Origin of the sequence: Sebaldella sp. S0638, from assembly GCF_024158605.1 — a bacterium.
Lineage (GTDB): Bacteria > Fusobacteriota > Fusobacteriia > Fusobacteriales > Leptotrichiaceae > Sebaldella.
In genome coordinates this window covers 1-23,324 of sequence record NZ_JAMZGM010000004.1, presented here as the reverse complement: position 1 = coordinate 23,324, position 23,324 = coordinate 1, and the positions used below count along the sequence as shown (strand labels likewise).

At 34.2% G+C, this 23,324-nt stretch carries 22 protein-coding genes; 12 read left to right on the top strand and 10 right to left on the bottom strand.

Going from position 1 to position 23,324, the window contains the following annotated elements:
* The first annotated feature begins 91 nt into the window (after positions 1-91).
* Positions 92-865, top strand: coding sequence for an IclR family transcriptional regulator (locus NK213_RS02220; RefSeq protein ID WP_253346315.1), 774 nt, complete (start codon positions 92-94; stop codon positions 863-865).
* Between the two features lie 138 nt (positions 866-1,003).
* On the opposite strand, the gene NK213_RS02215 is transcribed toward NK213_RS02220, so the two are convergent.
* Positions 1,004-1,690 (bottom strand): metal-dependent hydrolase, encoded by a 687-nt coding sequence (locus NK213_RS02215; RefSeq protein ID WP_253346314.1) that lies wholly within the window; start codon positions 1,688-1,690, stop codon positions 1,004-1,006.
* A gap of 371 nt (positions 1,691-2,061) precedes the next feature.
* Between NK213_RS02215 and NK213_RS02210 the strand changes: the two genes are divergently transcribed.
* Positions 2,062-5,448: an SNF2-related protein gene (locus NK213_RS02210; protein WP_253346313.1), complete on the top strand. Its 3,387-nt coding sequence runs from the start codon at positions 2,062-2,064 to the stop codon at positions 5,446-5,448.
* 147 nt (positions 5,449-5,595) lie between these two features.
* Here NK213_RS02210 and NK213_RS02205 read toward each other — a convergent pair whose 3' ends face one another.
* From NK213_RS02205 to NK213_RS02190, 4 genes are all read right to left on the bottom strand, one after another.
* Positions 5,596-6,177: a hypothetical protein gene (locus NK213_RS02205; protein ID WP_253346312.1), complete on the bottom strand. Its 582-nt coding sequence runs from the start codon at positions 6,175-6,177 to the stop codon at positions 5,596-5,598.
* A 201-nt stretch (positions 6,178-6,378) separates the two neighbouring features.
* Positions 6,379-6,786: a YccF domain-containing protein gene (locus tag NK213_RS02200; protein ID WP_253346311.1), complete on the bottom strand. Its 408-nt coding sequence runs from the start codon at positions 6,784-6,786 to the stop codon at positions 6,379-6,381.
* Positions 6,787-6,858: 72 nt separating this feature from the next.
* Complete coding sequence (locus NK213_RS02195; RefSeq protein WP_253346310.1) at positions 6,859-7,440, bottom strand: DUF1349 domain-containing protein; 582 nt, start codon at positions 7,438-7,440, stop codon at positions 6,859-6,861.
* Positions 7,441-7,785: 345 nt separating this feature from the next.
* Positions 7,786-8,553 (bottom strand): DeoR/GlpR family DNA-binding transcription regulator, encoded by a 768-nt coding sequence (locus tag NK213_RS02190; protein ID WP_253346309.1) that lies wholly within the window; start codon positions 8,551-8,553, stop codon positions 7,786-7,788.
* Positions 8,554-9,102: 549 nt separating this feature from the next.
* Here NK213_RS02190 and NK213_RS02185 point away from each other — a divergent pair.
* The 10 genes from NK213_RS02185 (at position 9,103) to dhaL (ending at position 19,438) form a co-directional block, all read left to right on the top strand.
* Positions 9,103-10,503 carry a PTS mannitol transporter subunit IICB gene (locus NK213_RS02185; protein WP_253346308.1) on the top strand — a complete coding sequence of 467 codons (1,401 nt, stop codon included), beginning with the start codon at positions 9,103-9,105 and terminating at the stop codon, positions 10,501-10,503.
* Between the two features lie 107 nt (positions 10,504-10,610).
* Entirely contained in the window at positions 10,611-11,102 is a 492-nt protein-coding gene (locus NK213_RS02180) for a PTS sugar transporter subunit IIA (protein WP_253346307.1), read from the top strand.
* A complete protein-coding gene (locus NK213_RS02175; RefSeq protein ID WP_253346306.1) occupies positions 11,093-11,971 on the top strand; it encodes a class II fructose-bisphosphate aldolase in 879 nt (292 codons plus the stop codon). The genes NK213_RS02180 and NK213_RS02175 overlap by 10 nt, the downstream gene beginning before the upstream one ends.
* Before the next feature lie 17 nt (positions 11,972-11,988).
* The gene (locus tag NK213_RS02170; RefSeq protein ID WP_253346305.1) at positions 11,989-13,038 is read left to right on the top strand and encodes a zinc-binding dehydrogenase; all 1,050 of its coding nucleotides are present in this window, start codon (positions 11,989-11,991) and stop codon (positions 13,036-13,038) included.
* A 353-nt stretch (positions 13,039-13,391) separates the two neighbouring features.
* Positions 13,392-15,329, top strand: coding sequence for a transcription antiterminator (locus tag NK213_RS02165; protein WP_253346304.1), 1,938 nt, complete (start codon positions 13,392-13,394; stop codon positions 15,327-15,329).
* Positions 15,330-15,473: 144 nt separating this feature from the next.
* Positions 15,474-16,391, top strand: a complete 918-nt coding sequence (locus NK213_RS02160; protein WP_253346303.1) for a cupin domain-containing protein — start codon at positions 15,474-15,476, stop codon at positions 16,389-16,391.
* A gap of 32 nt (positions 16,392-16,423) precedes the next feature.
* Positions 16,424-17,281, top strand: coding sequence for a sugar phosphate isomerase/epimerase (locus NK213_RS02155; protein ID WP_253346302.1), 858 nt, complete (start codon positions 16,424-16,426; stop codon positions 17,279-17,281).
* A gap of 19 nt (positions 17,282-17,300) precedes the next feature.
* Complete coding sequence (rpiB, locus tag NK213_RS02150; RefSeq protein ID WP_253346301.1) at positions 17,301-17,750, top strand: ribose 5-phosphate isomerase B; 450 nt, start codon at positions 17,301-17,303, stop codon at positions 17,748-17,750.
* A 24-nt stretch (positions 17,751-17,774) separates the two neighbouring features.
* On the top strand, positions 17,775-18,779 hold the full coding sequence (locus NK213_RS02145; RefSeq protein WP_253346300.1) for a dihydroxyacetone kinase subunit DhaK: 1,005 nt from the start codon (positions 17,775-17,777) through the stop codon (positions 18,777-18,779).
* 8 nt (positions 18,780-18,787) lie between these two features.
* Positions 18,788-19,438 carry a dihydroxyacetone kinase subunit DhaL gene (gene dhaL / locus NK213_RS02140; protein ID WP_253346299.1) on the top strand — a complete coding sequence of 217 codons (651 nt, stop codon included), beginning with the start codon at positions 18,788-18,790 and terminating at the stop codon, positions 19,436-19,438.
* A gap of 136 nt (positions 19,439-19,574) precedes the next feature.
* On the opposite strand, the gene NK213_RS02135 is transcribed toward dhaL, so the two are convergent.
* The 5 genes from NK213_RS02135 to NK213_RS02115 all read right to left on the bottom strand — a co-directional run.
* Positions 19,575-19,892, bottom strand: a complete 318-nt coding sequence (locus NK213_RS02135; RefSeq protein WP_253346298.1) for an AzlD domain-containing protein — start codon at positions 19,890-19,892, stop codon at positions 19,575-19,577.
* Positions 19,882-20,598, bottom strand: coding sequence for an AzlC family ABC transporter permease (locus NK213_RS02130; protein ID WP_253346297.1), 717 nt, complete (start codon positions 20,596-20,598; stop codon positions 19,882-19,884). The genes NK213_RS02135 and NK213_RS02130 overlap by 11 nt, the downstream gene beginning before the upstream one ends.
* Before the next feature lie 221 nt (positions 20,599-20,819).
* Positions 20,820-21,140: a (2Fe-2S)-binding protein gene (locus NK213_RS02125; RefSeq protein ID WP_253346296.1), complete on the bottom strand. Its 321-nt coding sequence runs from the start codon at positions 21,138-21,140 to the stop codon at positions 20,820-20,822.
* Positions 21,141-22,135: 995 nt separating this feature from the next.
* On the bottom strand, positions 22,136-23,143 hold the full coding sequence (locus NK213_RS02120; RefSeq protein ID WP_253346295.1) for a hypothetical protein: 1,008 nt from the start codon (positions 23,141-23,143) through the stop codon (positions 22,136-22,138).
* A gap of 97 nt (positions 23,144-23,240) precedes the next feature.
* Positions 23,241-23,324, bottom strand: an 84-nt coding sequence (locus NK213_RS02115; RefSeq protein ID WP_253346388.1) for a hypothetical protein, incomplete at its 5' end; no start/stop codon positions are given.

Here is a 23,324-nt window from a genome sequence, read left to right as displayed (position 1 = left end):
ATCATTTATACCTTATAATAATCTTATTCGGAATTCTTATTACCGAAATCCCTGCGGCAGATCTGCCGATACGCTACCAAAAGGAGGAAGCATGAATAATGCCAACAATGTTTTATCCATTTTAAAAGCATTCGACCTGCTCGAACTTTTAAGCAAATATGAAAACGGTCTGTCTCTTACAGATCTTTCAAATAATTTGAAATGGAATAAAGCCACTACACACAGAATAGCAAATACTCTTCTCGCAAGAGGATATATCACGCAAAATGAAGAGACTCTGAAATATAAAATGTCTTTCAAAATACTAAGTCTTGGCAGCAGGCTTCTTAACGAAACTAAGTTTAATGAAATAGCCGCCCCATTTTTAAAAAATCTCCTATGTGCAATAAGCGAAACAATCCATCTGGTATTTCTCGACGGTCTCGGAGTTGCATATATAGACAAGCTGGAACCAAAGGATATGCCGTATAGAATGAATACCTATATAGGTAAGAGGAATCCCCTTTATTCCACAGCTGTGGGAAAAATCATGCTTGCATATAATTACATGGATAATCTTGATGAGATATGGGCAGGATTTGATCTGAAGTCTTATACTCCGAATACCATTACATCTATAGATAAAATGAGAGACGAACTAAAAACTATTTTGAAAAACGGATATGCATATGACAATGAAGAACAGGAATTAGACATTATATGTATCGCAGCTCCTGTATTCAATAATCTGGGAACTGTTAACTACGCCGTAAGTGTGTCTGTTCCCAAAAACAGATTTAGTGAAGAAAAAGAAAAAAATATACTAAAACATCTTTTGGAAACTACTGAGGAAATTTCCAAAAATCTGGGTTATTCCCCAAAATAAAATAAAGAGGTTTGACAAAATACATAATTTTGCCGTGACCTCTTTTTATATATTATTATATTTTCTGTATATTGTATCCCGCCTTATGAAATATAACAGTTTTAGCTGCCAATTATAACTGCAAGTGCATATGATTTTTTATATCTCAAGAATATCCCCGTAATTCATTATTTTCCCCGAAAGTCCCGCTGTCTCTATCTTTTCAAGCCATTCTTCAGGGTTTTGTTCTATAAGAGGAAAAGTATTATAATGCATTGGTATATAATGCTTTGCCCCAAGCCATTCAGCAGCTGTTACCGAGTCATCTATCCCCATTGTAAAATTATCCCCTATGGGAAGTATTGCATAATCAATTTTATTTGTCTCCCCTATAAGCTTCATATCAAGAAATAATGCTGTATCTCCTGCATGATATATTGTTTTTCCTTCTGCATAGATCAAAATTCCTGCTGCCAGTCCGCCGTAAAGCATCTGACCGTTATCATTTATGCTGGAACTATGTATTGCCTGTGTGAACTTTACACTCACAAAGTCAAAATCCTTTCTTCCCCCTATACCTGTGGGAATCACCTTTACTCCTTTATTCGCAAGCCATTTGGCAAGCTCATTTCCTGTTACTATAACAGCATCATCTCTTAATGCCAGTTCAACTGCATCTCCTACATGGTCTGAATGTGCATGTGTTATTAATATCAAGTCAAGTTTTGGAATATCTTTAAGTAAAGTGGGATTTTTGGGATTATCCTTTAGAAAAGGATCTGTTATTATATTTTTACCATTAGTTTCTATAAGGAAACACGATTGTCCTAAAAATTTTATTTTCATTTTATTGCCTCCTGTATCAAATGTTTTTATTAATTTTACCACTGCCTGGATTATTTGTACAGACAATTTATATTTTATATAAAAAAAATACTATCAGTCGGGTAACTGATAGTTTCTATATATAAAAAGGTAAATTTTCGGGTATCTACTTTTTTTCTTAAATTCATTATATGATTAGAGACTTAGTCCTTGCTTTATTTAAACTTTATTTTTGATTTGACGGTCAATTAAAAATAAATGACGGAAATCTTTTTACTCAGGGATTTTAAATATTGATAAATTTTTCATTTTATAAGTCATTTGATTTTATTACAATAAAAAATATGTTATAATATAGAGAAATATAACGAAATAAAGTATTGGAGTATAGTATGTTAAATTATTCAGATATAAAAAAGTTTGCTTCTAATAAAGCTGTTTTTTCCCGTGGCGAAAGTTATTTTTCTTCGGGACGGATAAGCTGTCTGAAAAGTACGGATAATTTCGGCTTAAACTGGGAAAGCAGAGTAATCGGCGAAAATTCTGTCTATGATGTAGCTGTGGGACTAGATAAAAATTCCAATATTATAGACTATCGCTGCCACTGTTCCTGTGCTGCCTTTAAGCAGTTCAGCGGTGCCTGCAAGCATATTGTGGCTGTTCTTATTAAGTTAAGAGATCTTCAGGAAAACAGCCTGATACTTCCCGAACAGGAAAATAATTTTATTTTTCGCTCCGAAGAGTCTGTACCTGAGGCTGAAACTGAAAAATACGAAGATGTTGACATAGAAAATATGCTCGACAGACTTTTTACAGATAAAGCAAAAAATACTAACAAAAAAGCAGATAAAAATAAGTCTGACAGTACCAATATAAGAGCCGTGGAACTCCTGATGGATGACTACAAAACTCTTGAAAAAAGCAATTATAACAAAGAGCTTCTTGAAATATCATTTGAGCTTACCCTTACTAAGTTTGACCCCTATCTGGAATATAAAGTAGGATATTTGAACAAACATAAGTATGTAGTAAAAGATGTTAATTTCTTTACCACTGCCCTGAGAAGAAACAGTATTTTCGAACTGGGGAAAAATCTTACATGCGATTTCAAAAAAGACCAGTTTGATGAAAATTCAAAAAAGATTATTAATTTTCTATTTTACTGCGCTGACAAAGAAAGGAATTTAAAAAATATCATAAAAGGAAATTTTTTCAATTCTTATCTCTACAGCGGAAAAAAGCAGTTTTTACTTCCAGAAGACCTGAGAAAGCTTTTTGATCTTTATGAAAATGAGGAAATTAATATCAAGACAGACACTGCTTCTCATGCTAAAAGTAAAGCTGTCACTGTAAAAACGGGTCTTCCGAAAATTGACTTTTATCTTTCCAGAGAAAACGACCAGCTGATTCTGAACACTGACGGTGAAAAGATCTGGGATTTTGATACTCTTGCTAATTCAGGTATATACATTCAGGGAAATACTGCATATCTTACAGATGAAAATGATAATAAATTTTTAAGACCGCTTTTCAAAATAAACCAGCTGGATATCAGCGATTTTAAAATACCCAAAAATAACGAAGACATATTTATTAATAATGTCATCCCTAATATTGTAAATAAAAGTAATTTTTATCTTCCAAAATCACTTGTATATGAGGAGAACTATTCCAAACTGGAAACAAAGGTCTATATAGAAACACATGCACAGCATTTAATGATACGAATTCACTTCTGTTACGGCGATTCTGCTTTTTCTCTTGACGGTACCCCGCTGACAAACGAAGATAAGATTCAGAAAATCGATCATTCAAAAGAAAGTGAAATAATAGAATTTTTCCGCAGATACAGGTTAAATTATGAAGACAGGACAGAAAATACCGAAGCTCACTTTATTATGAATATTGAACAGGATATATATGACTTTTTATTTCAGGGAATAGATGAATTGAAAAATATAGCTACTGTTTACGCTGATAAAAAAATTGAATCTTCCAGAAATAAGAAAAATTTTTCTATGAATGTATCACTGGAAGATGATTATCTGAATATAAACTTTGAAATAGAAGATATGACACCGGAAGAAATGGAAGAACTTTATCACAGCTACAGAATCAAAAAACAGTTTTACCGACTGAAAAACGGAAGTTTCGTAAACTTTGAAGATGAAAAACTAAAAAAACAGCTTGATTCCATAGAAAAAATTTTCCCGGAAAATTCCAAATTTTCTTCAAAAATATCAATTCCCCAGTATAAATCTTTTTATATAGATCTGTTAGGAACTGAATATTTTAATGATAAATACACAAAAAGCGAGAGCCTTGAAAAATATATCAAAAAAATCAAAAAAATAAATGTTGAAAAATATGATGATTCACTGCTGGAAAATGTAAAACTGCGTGATTATCAAAGATTCGGCATCCAATGGCTGGAATCTCTCTCCCAGATAAATCTTGGCGGAATACTTGCTGATGACATGGGACTGGGAAAAACATTGCAGGTCATTGCATTGCTTACGAAAACAAAGCTTTCTTCACCTGCGCTTATTATAGTTCCGAAAACGCTTTTATATAACTGGGAAGAAGAGTTCAAAAAATTCTCCCCTAACCTGAAACTGTTAATTGTGGAAGGTTCTATCTCAATGAGAAAAAAACTTCTGAAAAAAGCTGAGGACTATGATATTATAATCACTTCTTACTCGCTTTTCAGAAGTGATATTGATATATACGAAAAATATACGTTTAGTTTCTGCTTTCTTGATGAAGCACAACATATTAAGAATCCGGGCATTAATCTTACCAAAGCCATAAAATCCGTTAATGCCAGACACCGGTTTGCCCTTACAGGAACCCCTATAGAAAATAACCTCAGCGAGCTTTGGTCTATATTTGACTTTATTATGCCGGGATATCTCGGAAGCCACGGATATTTCTCGAAAAACTTTATGACACCTATTATGAAGCAGAATGATAAATCTGCTCTGGAAGCATTAAGTTTTCACATAAAACCTTTTATCTTAAGACGTATAAAAAAAGATGTGCTTTTGGAACTTCCGCCGAAAATAGAAACAACACAGCTTTGTGAACTAGATACAGATCAGAAAAAACTTTATCAGTCACAGCTGGAAGTTGCCAAAAAAGAAATTGAAAATGAAATAAAAAACGAAAAATTAAGCAAAAGCCAGATAAAAATATTCTCTTTGCTTACAAGACTCAGACAAATATGCTGTCACCCAAAGCTTTTTATTGATAATTATTCACACAGCAGCGGAAAATTCGAGACTCTTTTTGAGCTTTTTGATGACCTGATCTCAGGTAATCATAAAACTCTGGTCTTCTCACAGTTTACCACTATGTTAAAGCTGATATCCGGTGAATTGAAGAAAAAAGGAATTGAACATTATTATCTTGACGGAAGCATGAAAGCCCGTGACAGACTTGAACTTGTTAATTCATTTAACGCTGGAGATACCCCGATATTCCTTATATCGCTGAAAGCCGGAGGAACAGGGCTGAATCTTACGAGTTCCGATACTGTAATACATGTCGATCCATGGTGGAACCCAAGTGTGGAAAACCAAGCCTCGGACAGATCACACAGAATCGGACAGAAAAACAGCGTACAGGTTATTAAATTAATTACTAAAGGAACTATTGAGGAAAAAATCATGAAACTTCAGAATAAAAAGAAAAAATTAATTGATAATGTTCTTACAAGTGAGGGGAGCCTTATAAATACTCTTTCAGAGGAAGATATCAGAAATCTCTTTGATATTTAAAAATATACTCATAAATAATAAACCGCAGAAAAGTGAATTTTTGTAATAAACAGCAAAGATCATATTTACTGCGGTTTTTTTATTATTTTCACCTGAAAAAATGTAATAAAAAAGAAACGGTTTCTACACAGACCGTTTCTTTGTACATTACATATCACGAAGTCTTTCCAGTTTTTCTTTTAGTCTTTCTATTTTATCTTCCTGCTTTGTTATAGCCAGTTCTGCTTTATGTATTTTTTCCAGAATCATTTCCACTTCATTCTTCTCCGGCTCAGGACCGTATATTTCTTCTTTTATCTCCTTGAACTTCTGCTTAGGTTCCAGACTGTTTACAATCTCCGTTTTCTGCTCAATATCAAGATCCTCTTTTTTCATATCTGAAACCAGTTTTACCGGAAGATCTATAGCTTTTTCCACGTGTGTTTCCTCTACCAGATCATATTTATCAATCATTTTAGTCACATAATTTTTTTCAAAGCCAAGATTTTCGAACCATTTGTTAAAGCATCCGTCAGCATATCCGCCCAGTATCTTTCTTGCCTCGCTCAATTTTCTGGCTATTTCGCAAAGTTCTTTTGTAACCGCTTCCTGATTGTCAGTTATTGTTCTCTCTATTTCATACAGATAACTTTTATCAGCTTCTTTTATATCATAAGCCTCAAAGTCAAAACTTCTGTACACCGTAATTACTTCAGGTGTACCAGTGTTATTATCGTCATATTCCTGCATTTTTTATCTCCTGTTCTTCAGTATAATTTCATATTTTTCTGTTAATTCCAGTGCTTTTTCTGACTTTCAGACAAAACACCGTACTCATTCCCGGCTCTTGATAAAAGCTGATCAGAGTTTTAAAATGACATATATTATTTTACTTTATTTTTCTGATATTTTCAACTTTTGTTTATAATAAAAAGACCATAAAACGGTCTTTTATCTGTTATTCATCATATTCAGAACTTTACTGTCTATCAAAGTATATTTATAAGGATTCAGACTCACTTTTGCGATCTTAAAACACTGCAGCCCAAGGGGTATTCCTATTACTGTACACATCATGATTCCTCCTGATATCAAATATCCTATATAAAGCCATATTCCTGAAAAAATTATCCAAAGTGTACTTGCGATCGGCTTTGGATCTACGGCATTATTCAGGTGCTGTCGTTCTACGACTTCTTTTCCGAAAGGTGCCAGTGTAAGTCCTGCCAGTTCAAAACATGCTCCTGAAAATGGAATAGTAACAATAAAAACTATGCATAAAATTCCGGAAAAAACCCATCCCAGTGCTAAACTAAGACCACCGAAAAATATCCATATAATATTTAATAATGCGTTCATAACTCTCTCCTTTTTTATAATTTCGTTAAATTATAACATTTTAGTCACAAATTATCAAACATTTATTAATTTTTATTTCCAAATTGATTCATAGAGACCTATTTCCGTGAATACTGCTTCAAATGATGAATTTGACGGACTACACGCATATATACCAATATTTACTTCATTTTCCGCTTCAAACAGATGAAATATTCTCATTTGCTTAAAGCTCACACCATCTATGGAATTTTCCAGACAAAAATCCTTTCCTTTACGGCTCAGACGATAGTACATTTCATTTATATCTGCATCAATATCAGTTGTTGCCCAGTCTGAATAGCCATTATTAGTCACGACACTTCCCAGTCTTTGATAAATCCCGTTTTCATACTCTATAGATGCCTTGAACCAGTTATCACTGTTTTGATAAATGATAAGCCCGCATTGGTCATAAAGCTCTTTTGAATCAAAAGCACTTTTTACGACAAATGAAAAAGTCTCTTTATCAGTACTGAAAAGAAATGCCGGTGCATTATCATTTCTGAAACCGTAATGAGTTCTCTGCCAAAAATCTGTTTTTTCTTCTGTTATTATAATTATCTTTTCATTTGACACCGTGAATTTTTTTGGTTCATTGATCCAAAAACCGCTTTCCGCATTTATATTTTCCATTTTATCTCTCCTTGTAAATATATATATTTTTTATAAAAGAACTTAAAACATCCACTCTTATATGGTAATAACATTACTTCATTCTGTCAACTGCCGCATTAATAAATTTTTATTTTGTGTAAAATGCAAAAAGGCGGCAATGCCGCCTCTTTTACCCAAGTAAGAATACTAAGAAAGAACGAGAAAAATTTCTGTATCTAAATAATATCATTATTTATATTGATGTTAAACAATATATTAGTCTGTGTCTGATTAATATATAAAAATGAAATTTCTTTTCTTAGCATTTATTACCATTTATTATCATTTCATTTTTTTTATATTTCAGTATTCTGAAAATTTCAGCTAGATTAATTCTACTCCATACTGATTAAGTGCCGATATAGTCTTATCGTCAGGCTTCACTTCTGTAATTACCCCTTTGAAGTCTATAAGGTTAGCAAAATTAAATAATCCGTCCTGTTTAAAATACATACTCGGAGCAAAAAGATAAGATTCTTTCGATATGTCCATAATTGCTTTTTTAGTGTGTGAATCCTCAGAATTCAGTGCTGTAAGACTTCCGTCATCCAGATTTATTCCTATGCACCCTATAAAACACTTTCCGCAGCGGTACTTACTGATCTGCTCTATTGCCTGAGAGCCTATATTTCCTCCGGCAAGAGTATTATAGTCCCCTCCGATAAAGATAAATTTCTGTTCGTTCGTGGACTTTATCATTGAAGCAAGCAAAGGCATATTTGTAATAACAGTAATATTTTTGTTGCTGTTAACCAGCATTTTGGCAAGCAGATACGAAGTGCTGGAAATATCAAGAAAAATAATATCATCATCCTGTATCAGGTCAAGTGCCTTATAAGCTATCTCTGTCTTAGCCTCTCTATTCCGGTGAACCCTTGTTATTATAAAATCTTCCTCATCCACCAGTGTGCGTTCGACCTGAATAGCTCCTCCGTACGTACGTTTGAGCTTTCCGTTTTTTTCCAGAGACTGAAGGTCTTTTCTGATCATACTCTCACTTATATTAAAAGTTTTGCTCAGATCCTTAACATTTACTTTTCCTTCTTTATTAAGCATATCAAGAATTACTTCATGGCGTTCTTCTATAAACATACATATGCACTCCCATTTGTTATCATTTTATTTATATTAGCATAAATCGAGAACAAATTCAACATTTTTTCATAAACTTACTTGACAATGATAATAAATCATGGTATATATTGATAATAAATGATAATAAATAATATCAATCGATAATGAAAGGAGGTAGATATTAGAAACCCTCTATTGTCAATTATCAGAATCAGTCAGAAATAAATTTCTGCTGAGATATCTCTACATATCTTCATTCAAAAACATATGATCATCATCTTTACAGTTAAACAATCTTTGTACAGCTTTCCGGATACAGCGCCTGTTAATAGTCCATGCAGTATATACTGCAGAATATATATAATATCTGTGATTTTATAAACCGGCCGGAACGGATAACTGTTATTTATTACCAATTCATACTTAATACCGGACAAAATTATACCTTTTTTTCTGTTTATCATATTATAAAACGGAAAATTAACACAACTCTGGATTTACAAAACGACATCGTAGTGTTTCACAAGCTGCTTATAGCATAAGAACTTGAGAAAGAAGGAGACGTTTATGAATCAAGAAAATCAAATTAAAATCAAAATCCAAAAATTCGGAGCTTTTTTAAGCGGTATGGTCATGCCTAACATCGGGGCATTTATTGCCTGGGGGCTGTTAACGGCACTTTTTATTCCTACAGGATGGTTTCCTAATGAAAGACTGGGAAGTATGGTAGGACCTACACTGAATTATTTAATGCCGGTTTTGATTGGTTATACCGGTGGTTGGGCAGTATACGGCCGAAGAGGAGGCGTTATCGGTGCTATTTCCACAATGGGTGTTGTTATTGGTGCTGATATTACTATGTTAATCGGCGGAATGATAATGGGACCTCTCGGTGCATGGATAATGAAACAGGTCGATAAACTATATGAAGGCAAGGTCAAACCGGGAATGGAAATGCTTGTTGATAACTTTTCCATGGGTATAGTCGGTCTTATTATGATGATATTCGGCTTTGTCGCTATTGAACCTGTTATTTCTGTCATATTAAGTATAATGACTGCCGGTGTGAATTTCCTTATTAACGCTAAGCTATTGCCATTAACAGCATTATTTGTCCAGCCAGGTCAGGTATTATTCCTGAATAATGCTATTAATCACGGTATTATGACACCTATTGCAATAGAACAAGCAGCTAAATTCGGAAAATCAGTTATATTTCTTGTGGAAGCAAACTGCGGATGCTGGTTTGGTATCACTCTGGCCTTTATGTTCTTTGGAAAAGGTATGGCAAAAAAATCTGCTCCTGCGGCTGCACTTATTATGTTTTTCGGAGGTATAGGAGAAGTTGTATTCCCTTATGTATTAAGTAAACCAAAAACTTTGCTTGGCGCTATACTCGGAAATATGGCATCTCTGTTTATCCTCACTACATTTAACGGAGGAACTGTTGCTGCTGTTTCACCGGGAAGTTTTCTTGCACTTGTTGCCATGACACCGAAAGGCAGCTTCATAGTTAACATTGCCTCATATTTTGTCGGAGCGGCTGTTGCCATGCTTGTAGCTTCTTTCTTCCTTATGAGAGACAAAACAGAGGAATATGAAACAGAAACTGTCCTGAATGCAGAAGGTATCGGAGAACCCGCAGCCGATCTTAAAATAACAACTCCATCAGGAAATATTGAAAATATTATATTTGCATGTGATGCAGGTATGGGATCAAGTGTTATGGGTGTTTCCGTTATGAAAAGCATGCTGAAAAAAGCCATGATTAATAAAAATGTCGAGCATGTATCTGTAGCCGAAATTCCTGAAAAATCTGATTTGATAGTTACTACTAAATCCCTTGAAGGAAGAGTAAAAGATGTAATAAAAAAATACAATAAAGATATTCCTGTTTTTGCTGTGGATAATCTTATGAACAATGCAGAATATGAAAAAATAATAGAATATCTGAAAACACTGTCTTAATACGCAAATAATAATTGCAGAAATCTGTAATTTTAGAAAACATACCGGTATAAGCGACAATTTTAAAATTGTTGTATTATGAAAAGTTATCTGTAAAGGGAGGTAGTATGTGTAAAAGTATAATATGTGAAGAAAATATAGTTTTACGGGCTGAATTTGACAATAAATGGGATGCAATCAGAGCCTGCGGGGAAATATTGGTAAAACAGGGTTATGTAGCCGAAGAATATATTGATGACATGCTTGAAAGAGAAAGAGTAGCCACTGTACATATCGGCAATCATCTGGCGATTCCCCACGGAATTGCCAACTCTGAATGTCATATCTATCATTCGGGAATTTCATTTGTACAGATTCCCGGCGGTGTATCTTTCGGCGAGGACACTGCCTATCTTATGATAGGTATCGCCGGAAAAGACGGAACACACATTGATATATTAAGCAACATTGCCCTTGCATGCTCTGAGCTGGAAACTATTGAAGTATTACGTTATACAGATGATAAAAATCTTATTATTAACATTTTCAAATATGAATGTTTAAAATATCAGACTGATATAGAGTTTATAAAAAACAGGAGGAATATAAAATGTTGGTAAACATGAGAGAAATTTTGGATATTGCAGAAAAAGAAGGGTATGCTGTTCCATGTATCAATACCCCTAATATGGAGACTTTACGTGCTGTGGTAGATGCCGCCGAAGAGCTGAATACACCTGTAATTATAGATCACGCACAGGTTCACGATACAGTTATTCCCATTGAAAAAATCGGTCCAGAAATGGTCAAATATGCAAAACATGCGAAAGTCCCGGTATGTGTCCATCTTGATCACGGTGTAGATTTTAACTTTGTTATGAAGGCTATCAGGCTTGGTTTTTCTTCTATTATGTACGATTGCAGCGCGCTGCCTTTTGAGGAAAATGTAAAAAATGTAAAAGATTTCGTCAGAATAGCAAAAGAACTGGATATTACCGTAGAAGCTGAACTCGGTGTAATGGCTTCTTCTGATGAAGATACACATGGTGATGCCGAATCAAGAGTGCTTACAAACGAAGATATAAAAGAATATTTTACAAAGCCTGAAGAAGCTGGGAGATTCGCAAGGGAAACAGGCTGTGATGCACTGGCTGTATGCTTTGGTACAATGCACGGTATATATGCCGAGCCGCCTGTTCTTGATATTCAAAGAGTAAAAGAAATACGTGCTGCAATGCCGGATGACTGCCGAATAGTTATGCATGGTGCATCAGGAGTAGAATTCGATCAGGTTCAGCAGGCTATTGATGCAGGCTGTTCAAAAATAAATTATTATTCATACATGTCAAAAGCTGCTGTGAAATTTGCCGGAGAGAAAATCAAGGAAACAGACGGCAAAATTGGTTATCACGAGTTACAGGAAGCAGTTTACGGTTTAATGAAAGAACATGCAAAAGAAGTCTTAACAGCATTTAGAAACGGAAAATAGATGGAGGTAATAACAATATGGATATTAAAAAAATGCGCTTTGGTTTGCTGAAAGCTAAGGGAATTACTGAAATAAGAGAGAGAAACCTGCCTGAAATGGGTGAATTTGATGTGCTTATAAAGCAGGAAACATGCAATATCTGTACTACTGATTACGGACAGTTTATGGGATTAAGAGAACATCAGGGATATCCAATGGCCGGAGGACACGAGGGTTCCGGAATAATAATAGAAAAAGGCAGTAAAGTAAAAGGATATGAAATCGGCGACAGAGTAGCTCTTTTATATGATGCCTGCGGACGTTGTGATATGTGTAAGTCTGGACAGGAGGGACGTTGTGCTGATGCAGATATACTGGATAAATTTTCAGAAGACGGCTATAAAGGATTCTTTGGATTTGCTGACTATATGGTTGTTCCAAGCAGAAGAATAGCTAAAATTAACAAAGACCTTCCTTCAGCAGAAGCCGGATTTCTTGAGCCGCTTGCTACAGTGGTAAAAGGAGTAAAGCTGGTTAAGGCAAAACCAAATGAAACTATTGCAGTAATAGGCGCTGGAACTATGGGATTATTAAATGCCCTTACATTGAAGGCTTATGGATGTAAAGTCATTCTTACGGAAAGTTTTGATAATAAACTGGAAAATGCAAAATCCCTTGGCTTTGATGTAATTGACATAAAAAAAGAAGATCCTGTAGAAGGTGTGATGAGACTCACAAATGGCAAAGGCGTAGATGCAGTGGTCGTAGCTGTGGGTAATTCCAAAGCAAATAACCAGTCTGTAGGGATGTTAAAAGAAGCCTACGGGAGAATTCTTGTTTTTGCTGCCGGATATCCTGAGCCGAACTTTGATATCAGCTCTAACCTGATTCATTATAAACGTATGGAGATTATCGGAACTTTTTCAGCAGATTATATCGATTTTATGGATGCTGCCGAATTAATGAATTCAGGTGCAGTTAAGGTTACTAATCTCCTTGAGTCTAAGACTTTCAAGCTGGATGACTTTAAAGATGCGCTGGAATATGCAGCTGTTCCCGGAAAATACAGAGTTACAGTAGAACTGTAAATTATGAATTCCATATTATTCTGAATAATTACAGATATATTTTAAGCAGTTTATTAAAACAGACATATTTTGTGAAGCTGTCTTAAATATTTTACTTTGAGACAGTCTTCATAAATATATTTTGTTGTATATTCTCCTCTGTTTCCCGAACATTATATTGAATATTTATTAATGTTACTTTTTATATCTAAAATATTTGTGTTAAAGTTTTTTTGCATCATTTGAGTTATTATAGTGCAAAATTAGATTTTATGTTTTCTTTGTTTTCCGGAATTTTGGGGTAATATACTATTGTAGAAAATATCACACTCAGCCAAAATAAATTTTTATTAAAATCATTGGGAGAAATTATTATGAAAAATTTAGTAAAAAAGATTATCCGTACTTTACTTGATGTTCATGATTATATTACAGCCGATGAACTTGCCAGAATAGTGAATGTCTCCATCAGCAGTATTAAACACAATATTAAAGATGTCCGTGAAGAACTGAAAAAGCACGACATCGAACTGCTCAGTATCCCCAGAAAAGGTTTTTGTCTGGATATTGACAATAGTCAGAGGGCCCTTACCCTTCAGGAAATAGATAACGCTAACTCTCCTGACTCATTTTCATTCAGAAAAAATTATATTTTGGATACTCTGTTCCAGTATAATTCTATTTACACCATACAGCTTTTCGCAGATGAGTTATACGTCAGCCGCAGTATTATAAGAAAAGATCTGCAATATATTACGAATATTCTGGAAAGACATGATCTCGCACTAATAAAGAAAAGAAATTTTGGAATTATAATTGATGGTAATGAATTTAACATAAGACAGGCTATGATTGAACATAATATAAAAAAATACTCAGTTTCAGATTCTTTTGAACCGCCTGAAAATTTGGACAGACGCCTTGACAGCAAAAAATACTCTTATTTCAAAAATACTTATGAAAATATTGACATGTCAAAAATTCTCACTGCTGTGCAAAAACTTGAAGAAGAACTGAATATTACATTTGCTGACGATTCTTTTTATCAGCTTTTGGAATATATCACTGTCAGTCTTATTAGAATAAAAAATGAAAAATTCATTACTAACCCGATACCAAAAAGTTCTCTTGGTATAAATGAGGCATGCTTTATTGCGGCTCAGAATCTTTTCCGCCATATTTTCAAAACGGATATAAACGAGCTGGAGCTGGAAAGTGCTTACCTCGCTGCAAGACTCATGGTGTACCGTACATGTACAAACTACATCTTCACCTCAAATAAATACTACAAAAGCATAGCAAAAAAATTCATTTCAGGAATAGGAAGTGTAATAGGCGAAACCACTCTTCCTCAGAAAAATCATCTGATCAGGGATATCGCAGCTTTTTATGAGATCATAAAATTCCGCAATGACTATCAGATAATAATCTGGAATGACATACACCACGATATAAAAGAAAGATTTGCAAGCCTTTACGGTATGTGTCTTGCACAGCTTCATGATATCGAAACAGAACTTAATGTAGACTTTACACAGGATGACGTAGCATGGATAGTTCTTCTTATACATAACACTATTGTAGAAACTGTAAAATCAAAAGAAGCAGTTCTTATTACCGCTTCCGACAAGCAGACTTCCAGATATATGGCGAATAAATTAATGGAGAAAATTATGGGACTGGATGTAAAAGAAATTAGTCATTATAAGAATTTTAAAATGAAAAAATCACTAAAGGCTCCTCTTGTCATCACTACAGTAGCACTTGATATTAATAATTCTGCATTTATAAGCAAAGAGGTGAATGAACACGATATCGAACTTGTCCAAAAGAAAATCGGGGAAAAATTCTATGATGAAATTATTTCCAGCAACATATTTGAGGAAGTATTTCACAGAGAACTGGTCTTATGCGATTTATACGCTAAAGATAAAAAAGACGCCATTTCCAAAATATGTAATCTAATGATGGAAAAAGGCTATGTCAGTGACGGCTTTGTAGAAAAAGTGCTGGAACGTGAAAACAAAACACCTACTTCTATTGGTTCACAAATAGCCATCCCCCATGTTTTCAAAGACTGTGTGAAGAAAACAGCAATTGCCGCAGTTAGACTAAAATATCCCGTATTATGGTGCGGGGAAGATAAAGTAAAAATCATACTGCTTATGGCATTGGACATAAACTCAAAAAATAAAATGAAAAAATTACTTCAAAAACTTTATACTTTTATTGATAACCCCGAAAAACAAGTACATTTACTGGATGTAGAGAATTCCGAAGAGATGTTTCAGGTTTTACTGAAACAAAACTAATATTTCGGCACGATACAGATATATATAATTTCTCTGCTGTTAAATGGTTTTAGTAAAAATATATAGTTTTTAAACATTATTAATTTATACAATTTTTTCAAAAAGACAGTATCAAAAAAATAATATATAAAGGAGATAAGAAATATGGCAAAACTAATGGAAATTATGGGTAAATTCCCTTTTGAACCTGACAAGAAAAAACCTATGTTAATAAGAAAGCAGGACTATTCTATGGCTCTTTACCCGCCAAATAATGCATTTACCAGCGATAATACGTATACTATTGTTACCACTGATACTTTTATGCTTGGAATATATGAATTAGGGCCGGGAGGTTCATTTGATCCTCTGGATATTCATCCGGGTGACGAAACATATTACATTCTTCAGGGTCCTATTGTACAAAGAAGCGGAAACGGTCAGTTTGCATATCTTGAAACAGGAGACGGTCTCTACATGCCTGAAGAAGCATGGCATAAAGCCCATAATTTTTCTGATAAAACTGCGAGAGTCCTTTATTTTATTACTCCTAAAGCATGGGGAGAAAATATTCCGCCTGCTGTTATTCCTACTGATGCAGAGACTAAATTTTATAAAGGACCGAATAACGCTAATCTTCCCGATATGAGAGGAGTTATAAAAGATTACGCAAGACAAGGCTGTACTGATGATATAGGAGCATGGCCCGTGAGCGGCCCTGAAGCAAGAAAAGCTCCACAGGCAGTATATGCTGTAAGAGACGGGGATAAACTTAATAATGTTCACGGTACCGCTCATCCTATGCTTATGAGATTTATATCAAGCAATGATTACGGGCATATGGGTGAATTTATTCTTCCAGCGGGAGGATACGGCCCTCGTTGTTCAGATCCCGACACACATAAAGGGGACGCCGCATTATATTGCGTTGACGGCCCTGTAACAGTTAACCTCGTAGATATGGAAGAATCTTTCCAGCTTGAACCTGAAGACAGCTTCTTTATTCCTGCCGGAGTAAAATATCAGCTTGTAAACTTTCAGAATCACCCAGTAAAAATAGTTTTCGCCATAACTGACTTATAGTTTTTGAATTTATTTAAATGTGAGGTGTTTTTATGTATTTTAAATTTGGTGTAGACAGTTTTATATGGGCAGAAAAATTTAGTGAAAAAGATTTATGGATTATTCCCAAAGCAAAGGAACTTGGATTTGAAGTCATTGATTTTGCCATAGCAGATCCGTTTTCTTTTCCAGTTAAAGCTGTAAAAGAAAAACTGGAAGAAGTTGGAATTGACTGTGTATGCACTACTACACTTACTGCTGAAACAAATCCTATCTCTCCTGATCCTGAAATACGAAAAAAAGCTGCTGATGCTATGAAAAAATGTGTTGATATATGTGAAGAATTGGGATCACCAATTCTAGGGGGAGTTAACTATGCAGCATGGGGCTATCTTACAAAAAAGCCCCGGACAGAGGAAGAATGGAACTGGGCTGTAACTAATATGAAAGAAGTCTGCAAATATGCAAAAGAAAAAGGCAGTGTCATTATCTGTGTAGAATGTGTAAACAGATTTGAAACTCACTTCCTTAATATAGCAGAAGACGCAGTAAAATTCTGTAAAGATGTCGGCTATGACAATATAAAAGTTCATTTAGACTGTTTTCATATGATAAGAGAAGAAAAAAACTTTACAGAAGCTGTAAAAACATGCGGAAAAGAATATCTGGGATATATTCACGTAAATGAAAACGACAGAGGCATTCCCGGAACAGGACTTGTTCCATTTAAAGAGTTTTTCCTTGCTGTAAAAAATATTGGGTATGACGGTCCCCTTGTTATAGAATCTTTTGACCCAAGTTTTGAAGAACTAAGCGGTAACTGTGCTATATGGAGAAAATTTGCCGATACAGGCGAGGAACTGGCCGTTAAAGGGCTTGAAAATCTGAAAAAAATAGCCGAAACTATCTAATCAGAAGAAGGAGATTATTATGAATATTGCATTAGGCTGTGACGAAGCCGGCTTCGATCTGAAACAGATTATATCCGCCAAACTGAAAGAACTGGGACACAGCACGGAAGATTACGGCTGTTATGATAAAAATCCGGTTTTATATCCTGATATTGGCAGAAAAGTAGCAGAAGCGATATCTGCCGGAAGGCATGAAAGGGGTATTCTGATTTGCGGTACAGGTATAGGTATGTGTATTACTGCCAACAAAATTCCCGGTGTCAGTGCAGCTGTCTGTCATGACAGTTTCTCGGCAGTCCGTTCAAGATGTTCCAACAATGCCCAAATTATGTGTATCGGAGCAAGAGTTATAGGAAACGAACTGGCAAAGCAGCTTTTGGAAATCTGGCTTTCTAATGATTTTTCAGGCGGAGGAAGTACGGATAAGATAGAAATGATTAATGAAATAGAAAAAATTTACCGGCGTTAATCTTCATTTATAGAAAGGGGTATTATGACAAGAATAATTAATAATCCGGATTTCGTGGTGGAAGATATGTTAAAGGGATTTATTAAGGCAAATAAAAACCTTATAGCTGCCACTGATAATCCCAGAGTAGTAAAATATATAAATACACCTATAGAAGGAAAGGTAGGAATTATCACAGGCGGCGGATCAGGACATAAACCGGCATTTATCGGATATATTGGAAAAAACATGTGTGATGCTGTTGCTGTCGGCGAAATTTTTTCTTCTCCCACTGCAAATGCTTTTCTTGATGCAATATCTGCTGCCTCTGCCGGTAAAGGCGTGGCTTGTCTTTACGGAAATTATGCAGGCGACAATATGAATGTAAATATGGCAATAAGAAAAGCCAAGGCACTTGGAATAGAAGTAAAAACAGTAGTTGCAAATGACGACTGTGCCTCTGCCGGAAAAGATGAAATGGAAAAAAGAAGAGGTGTAGCTGGTGAAGTTCTTATGTGGAAAGTAGGCGGAGCAAAAGCTTCGCAGGGAGCCAGCCTTGATGAAGTAATCGCAGCTGCGCAGAAAGCAATTAATAATACCAGATCTGTAGGTATTGGCACTGCACCATGCACTATTCCCGCTGTTGGACATCCGAATTTTATCATAGAAGAAGGAACAATGGAAGTAGGAATAGGCCACCACGGCGAACCGGGAATAGCCGTAGAATCATTGAAAACCGCAGACGAAATAGCAAAAAAAATAACAGATATTATTTTGCCCGATCTGCCTTTTAACTCTGGAGATGAAGTAGTAATTCTTCTCTCAGGTCTTGGGGCTACACCTGTTATGGAACAGTATATAGTTTATAATGAAGTAGACAATATACTGAAAGAAAAAGGTATCAGTATATATAAAGCATATGTGGGTAACTACTTTACCTCGCTTGAAATGATGGGTATTACACTTACAGTTATGAAACTGGATAATGAATTAAAAGAACTAATTGATACGCCAGCAGAATCAGTGGGATTAACACAGTTTGAGAAATGAGGTAATTTATGATATTTAAAAACAGTACTGCCGGAATTATAGTTGATAATCTAATCACGACAATACAAAGTAACAGAGACTATTTAAGTGAAATTGACGGAAAAATAGGTGACGGTGATCATGGAATTAATATGAACAAAGGATTTACCATGTGCCGTGATAAACTTGCCGGTAAAAGCTACTCTCTTTCAGAAGGTCTGAAAATATTAAGTGAAACCCTTATGGATGACATTGGCGGTTCCATGGGACCTTTATACGGAGTTTTCTTTGAAGAAATATCACTTTCAATAAACAAAGAAGACATTTCTGCCGAATCCTTTGCAGAGATTCTCAATAATTCCATTAAAGCAATAAAAGACATTGGAAATGCAAAACCCGGAGATAAGACTCTGCTTGATACTTTAGTCCCTGCTTACGAAGCATTTGAAAATGCACATATAAACGGAAATAATTTTTATGACTCATTAGATGAAATGAAAAAAGGTGCCTATGAAGGCTGGCAGTCTACCAAAGATATGGTGGCTAAAATAGGCAGAGCTTCAAGGCTCGGAGAACGGTCAAGAGGTGTTTTGGATGCCGGAGCTACCAGTTGTTATCTAATCATTGATTCTATGTCTGATTCGATTAGAAAGATACTTTCAGAAGAATCAGACACCTAAATAAGTCCCATTTTCTAAATTTATATATAAAATGTAACCGGCTGACAAGATATATCAGCCGGTTTATCATTATGATGATTGTCATTTATTATAAGATCCATCCATTAAAAAACTATACCTGTATTTCTTTTTACTATTAAAAAGCAAATTTTTGAAGTAATTCAACTAGAAAAACAGATAAGCATGCACACAAGGAAACCCTGAATAGATCATTACCTCTATATGCCAGAATAAGTGCCGTCAAAAAGCCTGTAGAGGCAGACCATATATTCCCGGTTGCATATAATATTCCCGGAAAAATCATTACTGCCAAAGTCACATAAGGTACATAGTACAAAAATGACTTTATATAAATATTTTTTATTTCCCTGTTAAAAAGTAGTAACGGCATCAAACGTATCAAATAAGTCACACCAGCCATTACCAGTATATATACATAAACATTACCCCTCATACTCTTCCTCCTTCAGCGGAAAAATAACGGTTGCTGCTCCTGCTATTAATACTGTGAGAATAATGATTCTGAATCCAGGTGAAATTAATGATAATATCTGTATTTTTGAAAAAGTAAAACTTAACAGCATTGATAATATAATAAGACCTGCCAATACTTTATTTCCTCTGGCGGGCGGCACTATAACTGCTATAAACATAGCATAAAGTGCTATACTCAGAATCCTTATAATCCCCAAAGGCAGAATATCTCCTGAAATAACTCCTAAAAATGTCCCTAAAACCCATCCCGGCATTGCTACACTCATAGCACCGTATATATAAAAAGGATTTAATTTTCCGTCAGTACATACCGATACACCAAAAATCTCGTCTGTAATTCCAAAAGCCATAATAAACTTATGTATCAATGGAGTTTTCTCTTTCAATTTTTGAGATAAGGCACATGACATCAAACAGTAACGTAAATTGATAATAAGCTGTGTTACAGCCATTTCAAAATATAAAGCTGATGCTCCTATTAACCCTATTGCCGAAAACTGACCTGCCGATGTATAATTAGTCGCTGACATAAGTGAAGACTGAAATGAAGTCAGCCCTGTATTTCTGGCTGCAATTCCAAATGTAAAAGATACCGCGAGATATCCGAGACATATTGGAATACCATCTTTGACCCCCTGTTTCCAGTATGTAATATTTTTCCCCATATCATTACCTTTCAAAATAATTTCAAAAACAATATCTATATTTTATCATCTTTAACAGTATTAGTAAAACATATATCTTTCAAAACCTAAATTTCTAAATAAGAAAAAACAGGCAGAAAACCTTAGATCAAATTTTTTCTGCCTGCATCAAATATCTTTTTAATTGTAAAAGCCAAACTATCATCAGAAAATACAATTAAAAATCATATTTCTGTTCTGGTCTATTTTCCCAGTTTAATTACATTTTCCACTAATATCTTACATCTTCCACAGTCTATTCCAGCACCTGTTGCCTGACCAACTTCATCAACTGTCGCGGCCCCGTGTTTTACGGCATTCACTACTGCTTCTAGAGAGACATCTTTACACCCGCACACAGAACTCAATATCTGATCCAGTTCAGTTTTACAGCTGTCACATTCAAGACAAACCCCTGCTATTTCCCTCACTTCTTCCTTTGTTCTGGCGTCTTGACACATTGCCTTACGTATGGTTATGTAATCTACATTATTCTTTTCGCAAATTATTCTGTTTCCAGCCAAAATTCTTCTCCTTTTTCATTCCAATTTTTTACTACAATATATTTTATCATTTTTCTATTTTATGTCAAATCAAACCTAATTTTACCGAAATATTTTTCTGATTAAATACAATTTGTATGATTTTCTATCACTAAAATTATTTGTTCCTACTTTATATACACCGATAATTTTGTCGTCATTCAATTAAAGAGAGTTTATTAACCATTGATTTTCAAGGGATATCTTTTATTTTTTCCAAAAATTGAATCACAAAGATTTAACTAAGATATTTATGAGTTTATTCAAAGGCAAAAATTGTATGATAACTATGCTAGAAAAGATAATAATAATTTTTTATTCAAAATCAGGTTTGGTAGGCCTGACTTTTTTATGTACAAATGTATTGAGAACTATTTATATATTTTCTTGTCTTTTCCTAACTAAGCCTGTGTTTCTTATTTTATTAATATAAATATTGCTACTTTAATAAATTATATTTTTCAAACAGAATTATTTTTAAGCATTTAATTAAATTAAGTTCTGCTCTCCAAAAATACATTATCTTTTTTATTTCTCAAAGTAAAATTAACAAAACTTTACCTTTTTTTGCCATTTGCCGAAGCTCGGGTATCAATTTCAAGATTAATAATTTTTTATTTTATTGCAATATTTATTTTTTTATTATTTACATATATTTAAGTATCTAGCAATTTATTATATTCTTTTCTTTTTTTGTATAAATTAATTCTTATTATCATAAATATTACCTGTATAAGTAAAATTAGATAACAACACTTCATAATAAGTTAAAGAGACGCATTATAAGGATTTTTTTGGCTTTTGATCGTTAAAACTCGCTAAGTATAAAAAACTACGAATTAATAATATTATATGAATAGCCCATTCTCACTTTTATCTTCTCCCATTATTTCATTTTTCTAATTAATTATATCTATTAAAATTTTATAAAATAAAAAAACAGGTTTTTTCAAACCTGTTTTTTATATAAATTATTATTATAATCCTGTTCTGTCTAGAGAGATATTTAATCCTGCTCTTAACTTAGTATCTCCGTATCCTGAATAAGTATCATCGCTTCCAGCAGCTTCTCCTCTTTGTTGGTCAATTGCATCCCATTTAACATAAGGCATTACAGCAATTTTTCCTACTGAAGTATCGAATGTGTGCTTGAATGAAGCTTTTGGACTTAAATAGAATCCATTGTTATACCATCCGTTACCTGTTTGCATTTCATACTCATTTTCGATGTCTAATCCTACACCAAATCCATAGAATCTAGGTGAATCATAAGAAATTACACCATCATAATCTAAGTATACTGTATTTCTACCATCTGAAGCTGTATCTTTTGTATTAGTAGCGTCTCTTAAGTGGTTTTTAAGATCTAAGTTATAAGAAACTGTTCCGAATCTTCCTTCCATGATTGTTCCATTGAAGTTAAAATCAAAGTTTCCTCCAATACCTTCTGTACCAGCATCTTTATAATGTCTAGCGTATACTTTTTCTTCTATACCAGTTAATCCTAAGTTTTTCTGGCTGTTTACGTCATTATAATATACGAACTGAGCTGAGAAAGTCCCCTCTTGTCCTAATAATTTAAATCCTACAGTTGGTCCAAAATAGAATTCATTTCCATGTCCTTGATCTGTATATCCTTCATATTTCCATCCTAATTTCATATCTCCAACAAATGAACCTTTTGAAAAATCTTTTGATAAATATACATCATTATTCCAACCATTACCATTATGGCTTCCATTTCTAGTATAAAAATCTTTCTTTAAGAAATCAAAGTTAAAGCTTAACCCTTGCCACTCATCATCTAAAGTTAATTTACCAGAAAACTCGTTTCTCATTTCTTGACCAGTCATGTGAGTTCTATTTCTTAATCCTCCATGTAAAGCTCTCCAGTGAGAATCTAAGTTTAAATTAGTAAAATCGTCAGCGACAGATACACCCGATATAACTGTCATTAAAGCTAATAACCCGAATAATTTTTTCATTTAATTTACCTCCACAATATTTTAAATTTTATATCACTTATTTATACCACATTATTCCACATATGTAAATACTTTTATGTAAATTTATACAGTAAGACTACTTAGTAATAGTAGCAACTACACCAGAAGCAACCGTTCTTCCACCTTCTCTGATGGCGAATCTTAATCCTTCTTCCATTGC

Coding starts and splice junctions, on each gene's coding strand:
- NK213_RS02210 (WP_253346313.1), top strand. CDS start 2,062: ATGTTAAATTATTCAGATATAAAAAAGTTTGCTTCTAATAAAGCTGTT.
- NK213_RS02180 (WP_253346307.1), top strand. CDS start 10,611: ATGTGTAAAAGTATAATATGTGAAGAAAATATAGTTTTACGGGCTGAA.
- NK213_RS02195 (WP_253346310.1), bottom strand. CDS start 7,440: ATGGAAAATATAAATGCGGAAAGCGGTTTTTGGATCAATGAACCAAAA.
- NK213_RS02155 (WP_253346302.1), top strand. CDS start 16,424: ATGTATTTTAAATTTGGTGTAGACAGTTTTATATGGGCAGAAAAATTT.
- NK213_RS02220 (WP_253346315.1), top strand. CDS start 92: ATGAATAATGCCAACAATGTTTTATCCATTTTAAAAGCATTCGACCTG.
- NK213_RS02200 (WP_253346311.1), bottom strand. CDS start 6,786: ATGAACGCATTATTAAATATTATATGGATATTTTTCGGTGGTCTTAGT.
- NK213_RS02190 (WP_253346309.1), bottom strand. CDS start 8,553: ATGTTTATAGAAGAACGCCATGAAGTAATTCTTGATATGCTTAATAAA.
- dhaL (WP_253346299.1), top strand. CDS start 18,788: ATGATATTTAAAAACAGTACTGCCGGAATTATAGTTGATAATCTAATC.
- NK213_RS02160 (WP_253346303.1), top strand. CDS start 15,474: ATGGCAAAACTAATGGAAATTATGGGTAAATTCCCTTTTGAACCTGAC.
- NK213_RS02215 (WP_253346314.1), bottom strand. CDS start 1,690: ATGAAAATAAAATTTTTAGGACAATCGTGTTTCCTTATAGAAACTAAT.
- NK213_RS02205 (WP_253346312.1), bottom strand. CDS start 6,177: ATGCAGGAATATGACGATAATAACACTGGTACACCTGAAGTAATTACG.
- NK213_RS02175 (WP_253346306.1), top strand. CDS start 11,093: ATGTTGGTAAACATGAGAGAAATTTTGGATATTGCAGAAAAAGAAGGG.
- NK213_RS02185 (WP_253346308.1), top strand. CDS start 9,103: ATGAATCAAGAAAATCAAATTAAAATCAAAATCCAAAAATTCGGAGCT.
- NK213_RS02120 (WP_253346295.1), bottom strand. CDS start 23,143: ATGAAAAAATTATTCGGGTTATTAGCTTTAATGACAGTTATATCGGGT.
- NK213_RS02145 (WP_253346300.1), top strand. CDS start 17,775: ATGACAAGAATAATTAATAATCCGGATTTCGTGGTGGAAGATATGTTA.
- rpiB (WP_253346301.1), top strand. CDS start 17,301: ATGAATATTGCATTAGGCTGTGACGAAGCCGGCTTCGATCTGAAACAG.
- NK213_RS02130 (WP_253346297.1), bottom strand. CDS start 20,598: ATGGGGAAAAATATTACATACTGGAAACAGGGGGTCAAAGATGGTATT.
- NK213_RS02135 (WP_253346298.1), bottom strand. CDS start 19,892: ATGAGGGGTAATGTTTATGTATATATACTGGTAATGGCTGGTGTGACT.
- NK213_RS02165 (WP_253346304.1), top strand. CDS start 13,392: ATGAAAAATTTAGTAAAAAAGATTATCCGTACTTTACTTGATGTTCAT.
- NK213_RS02170 (WP_253346305.1), top strand. CDS start 11,989: ATGGATATTAAAAAAATGCGCTTTGGTTTGCTGAAAGCTAAGGGAATT.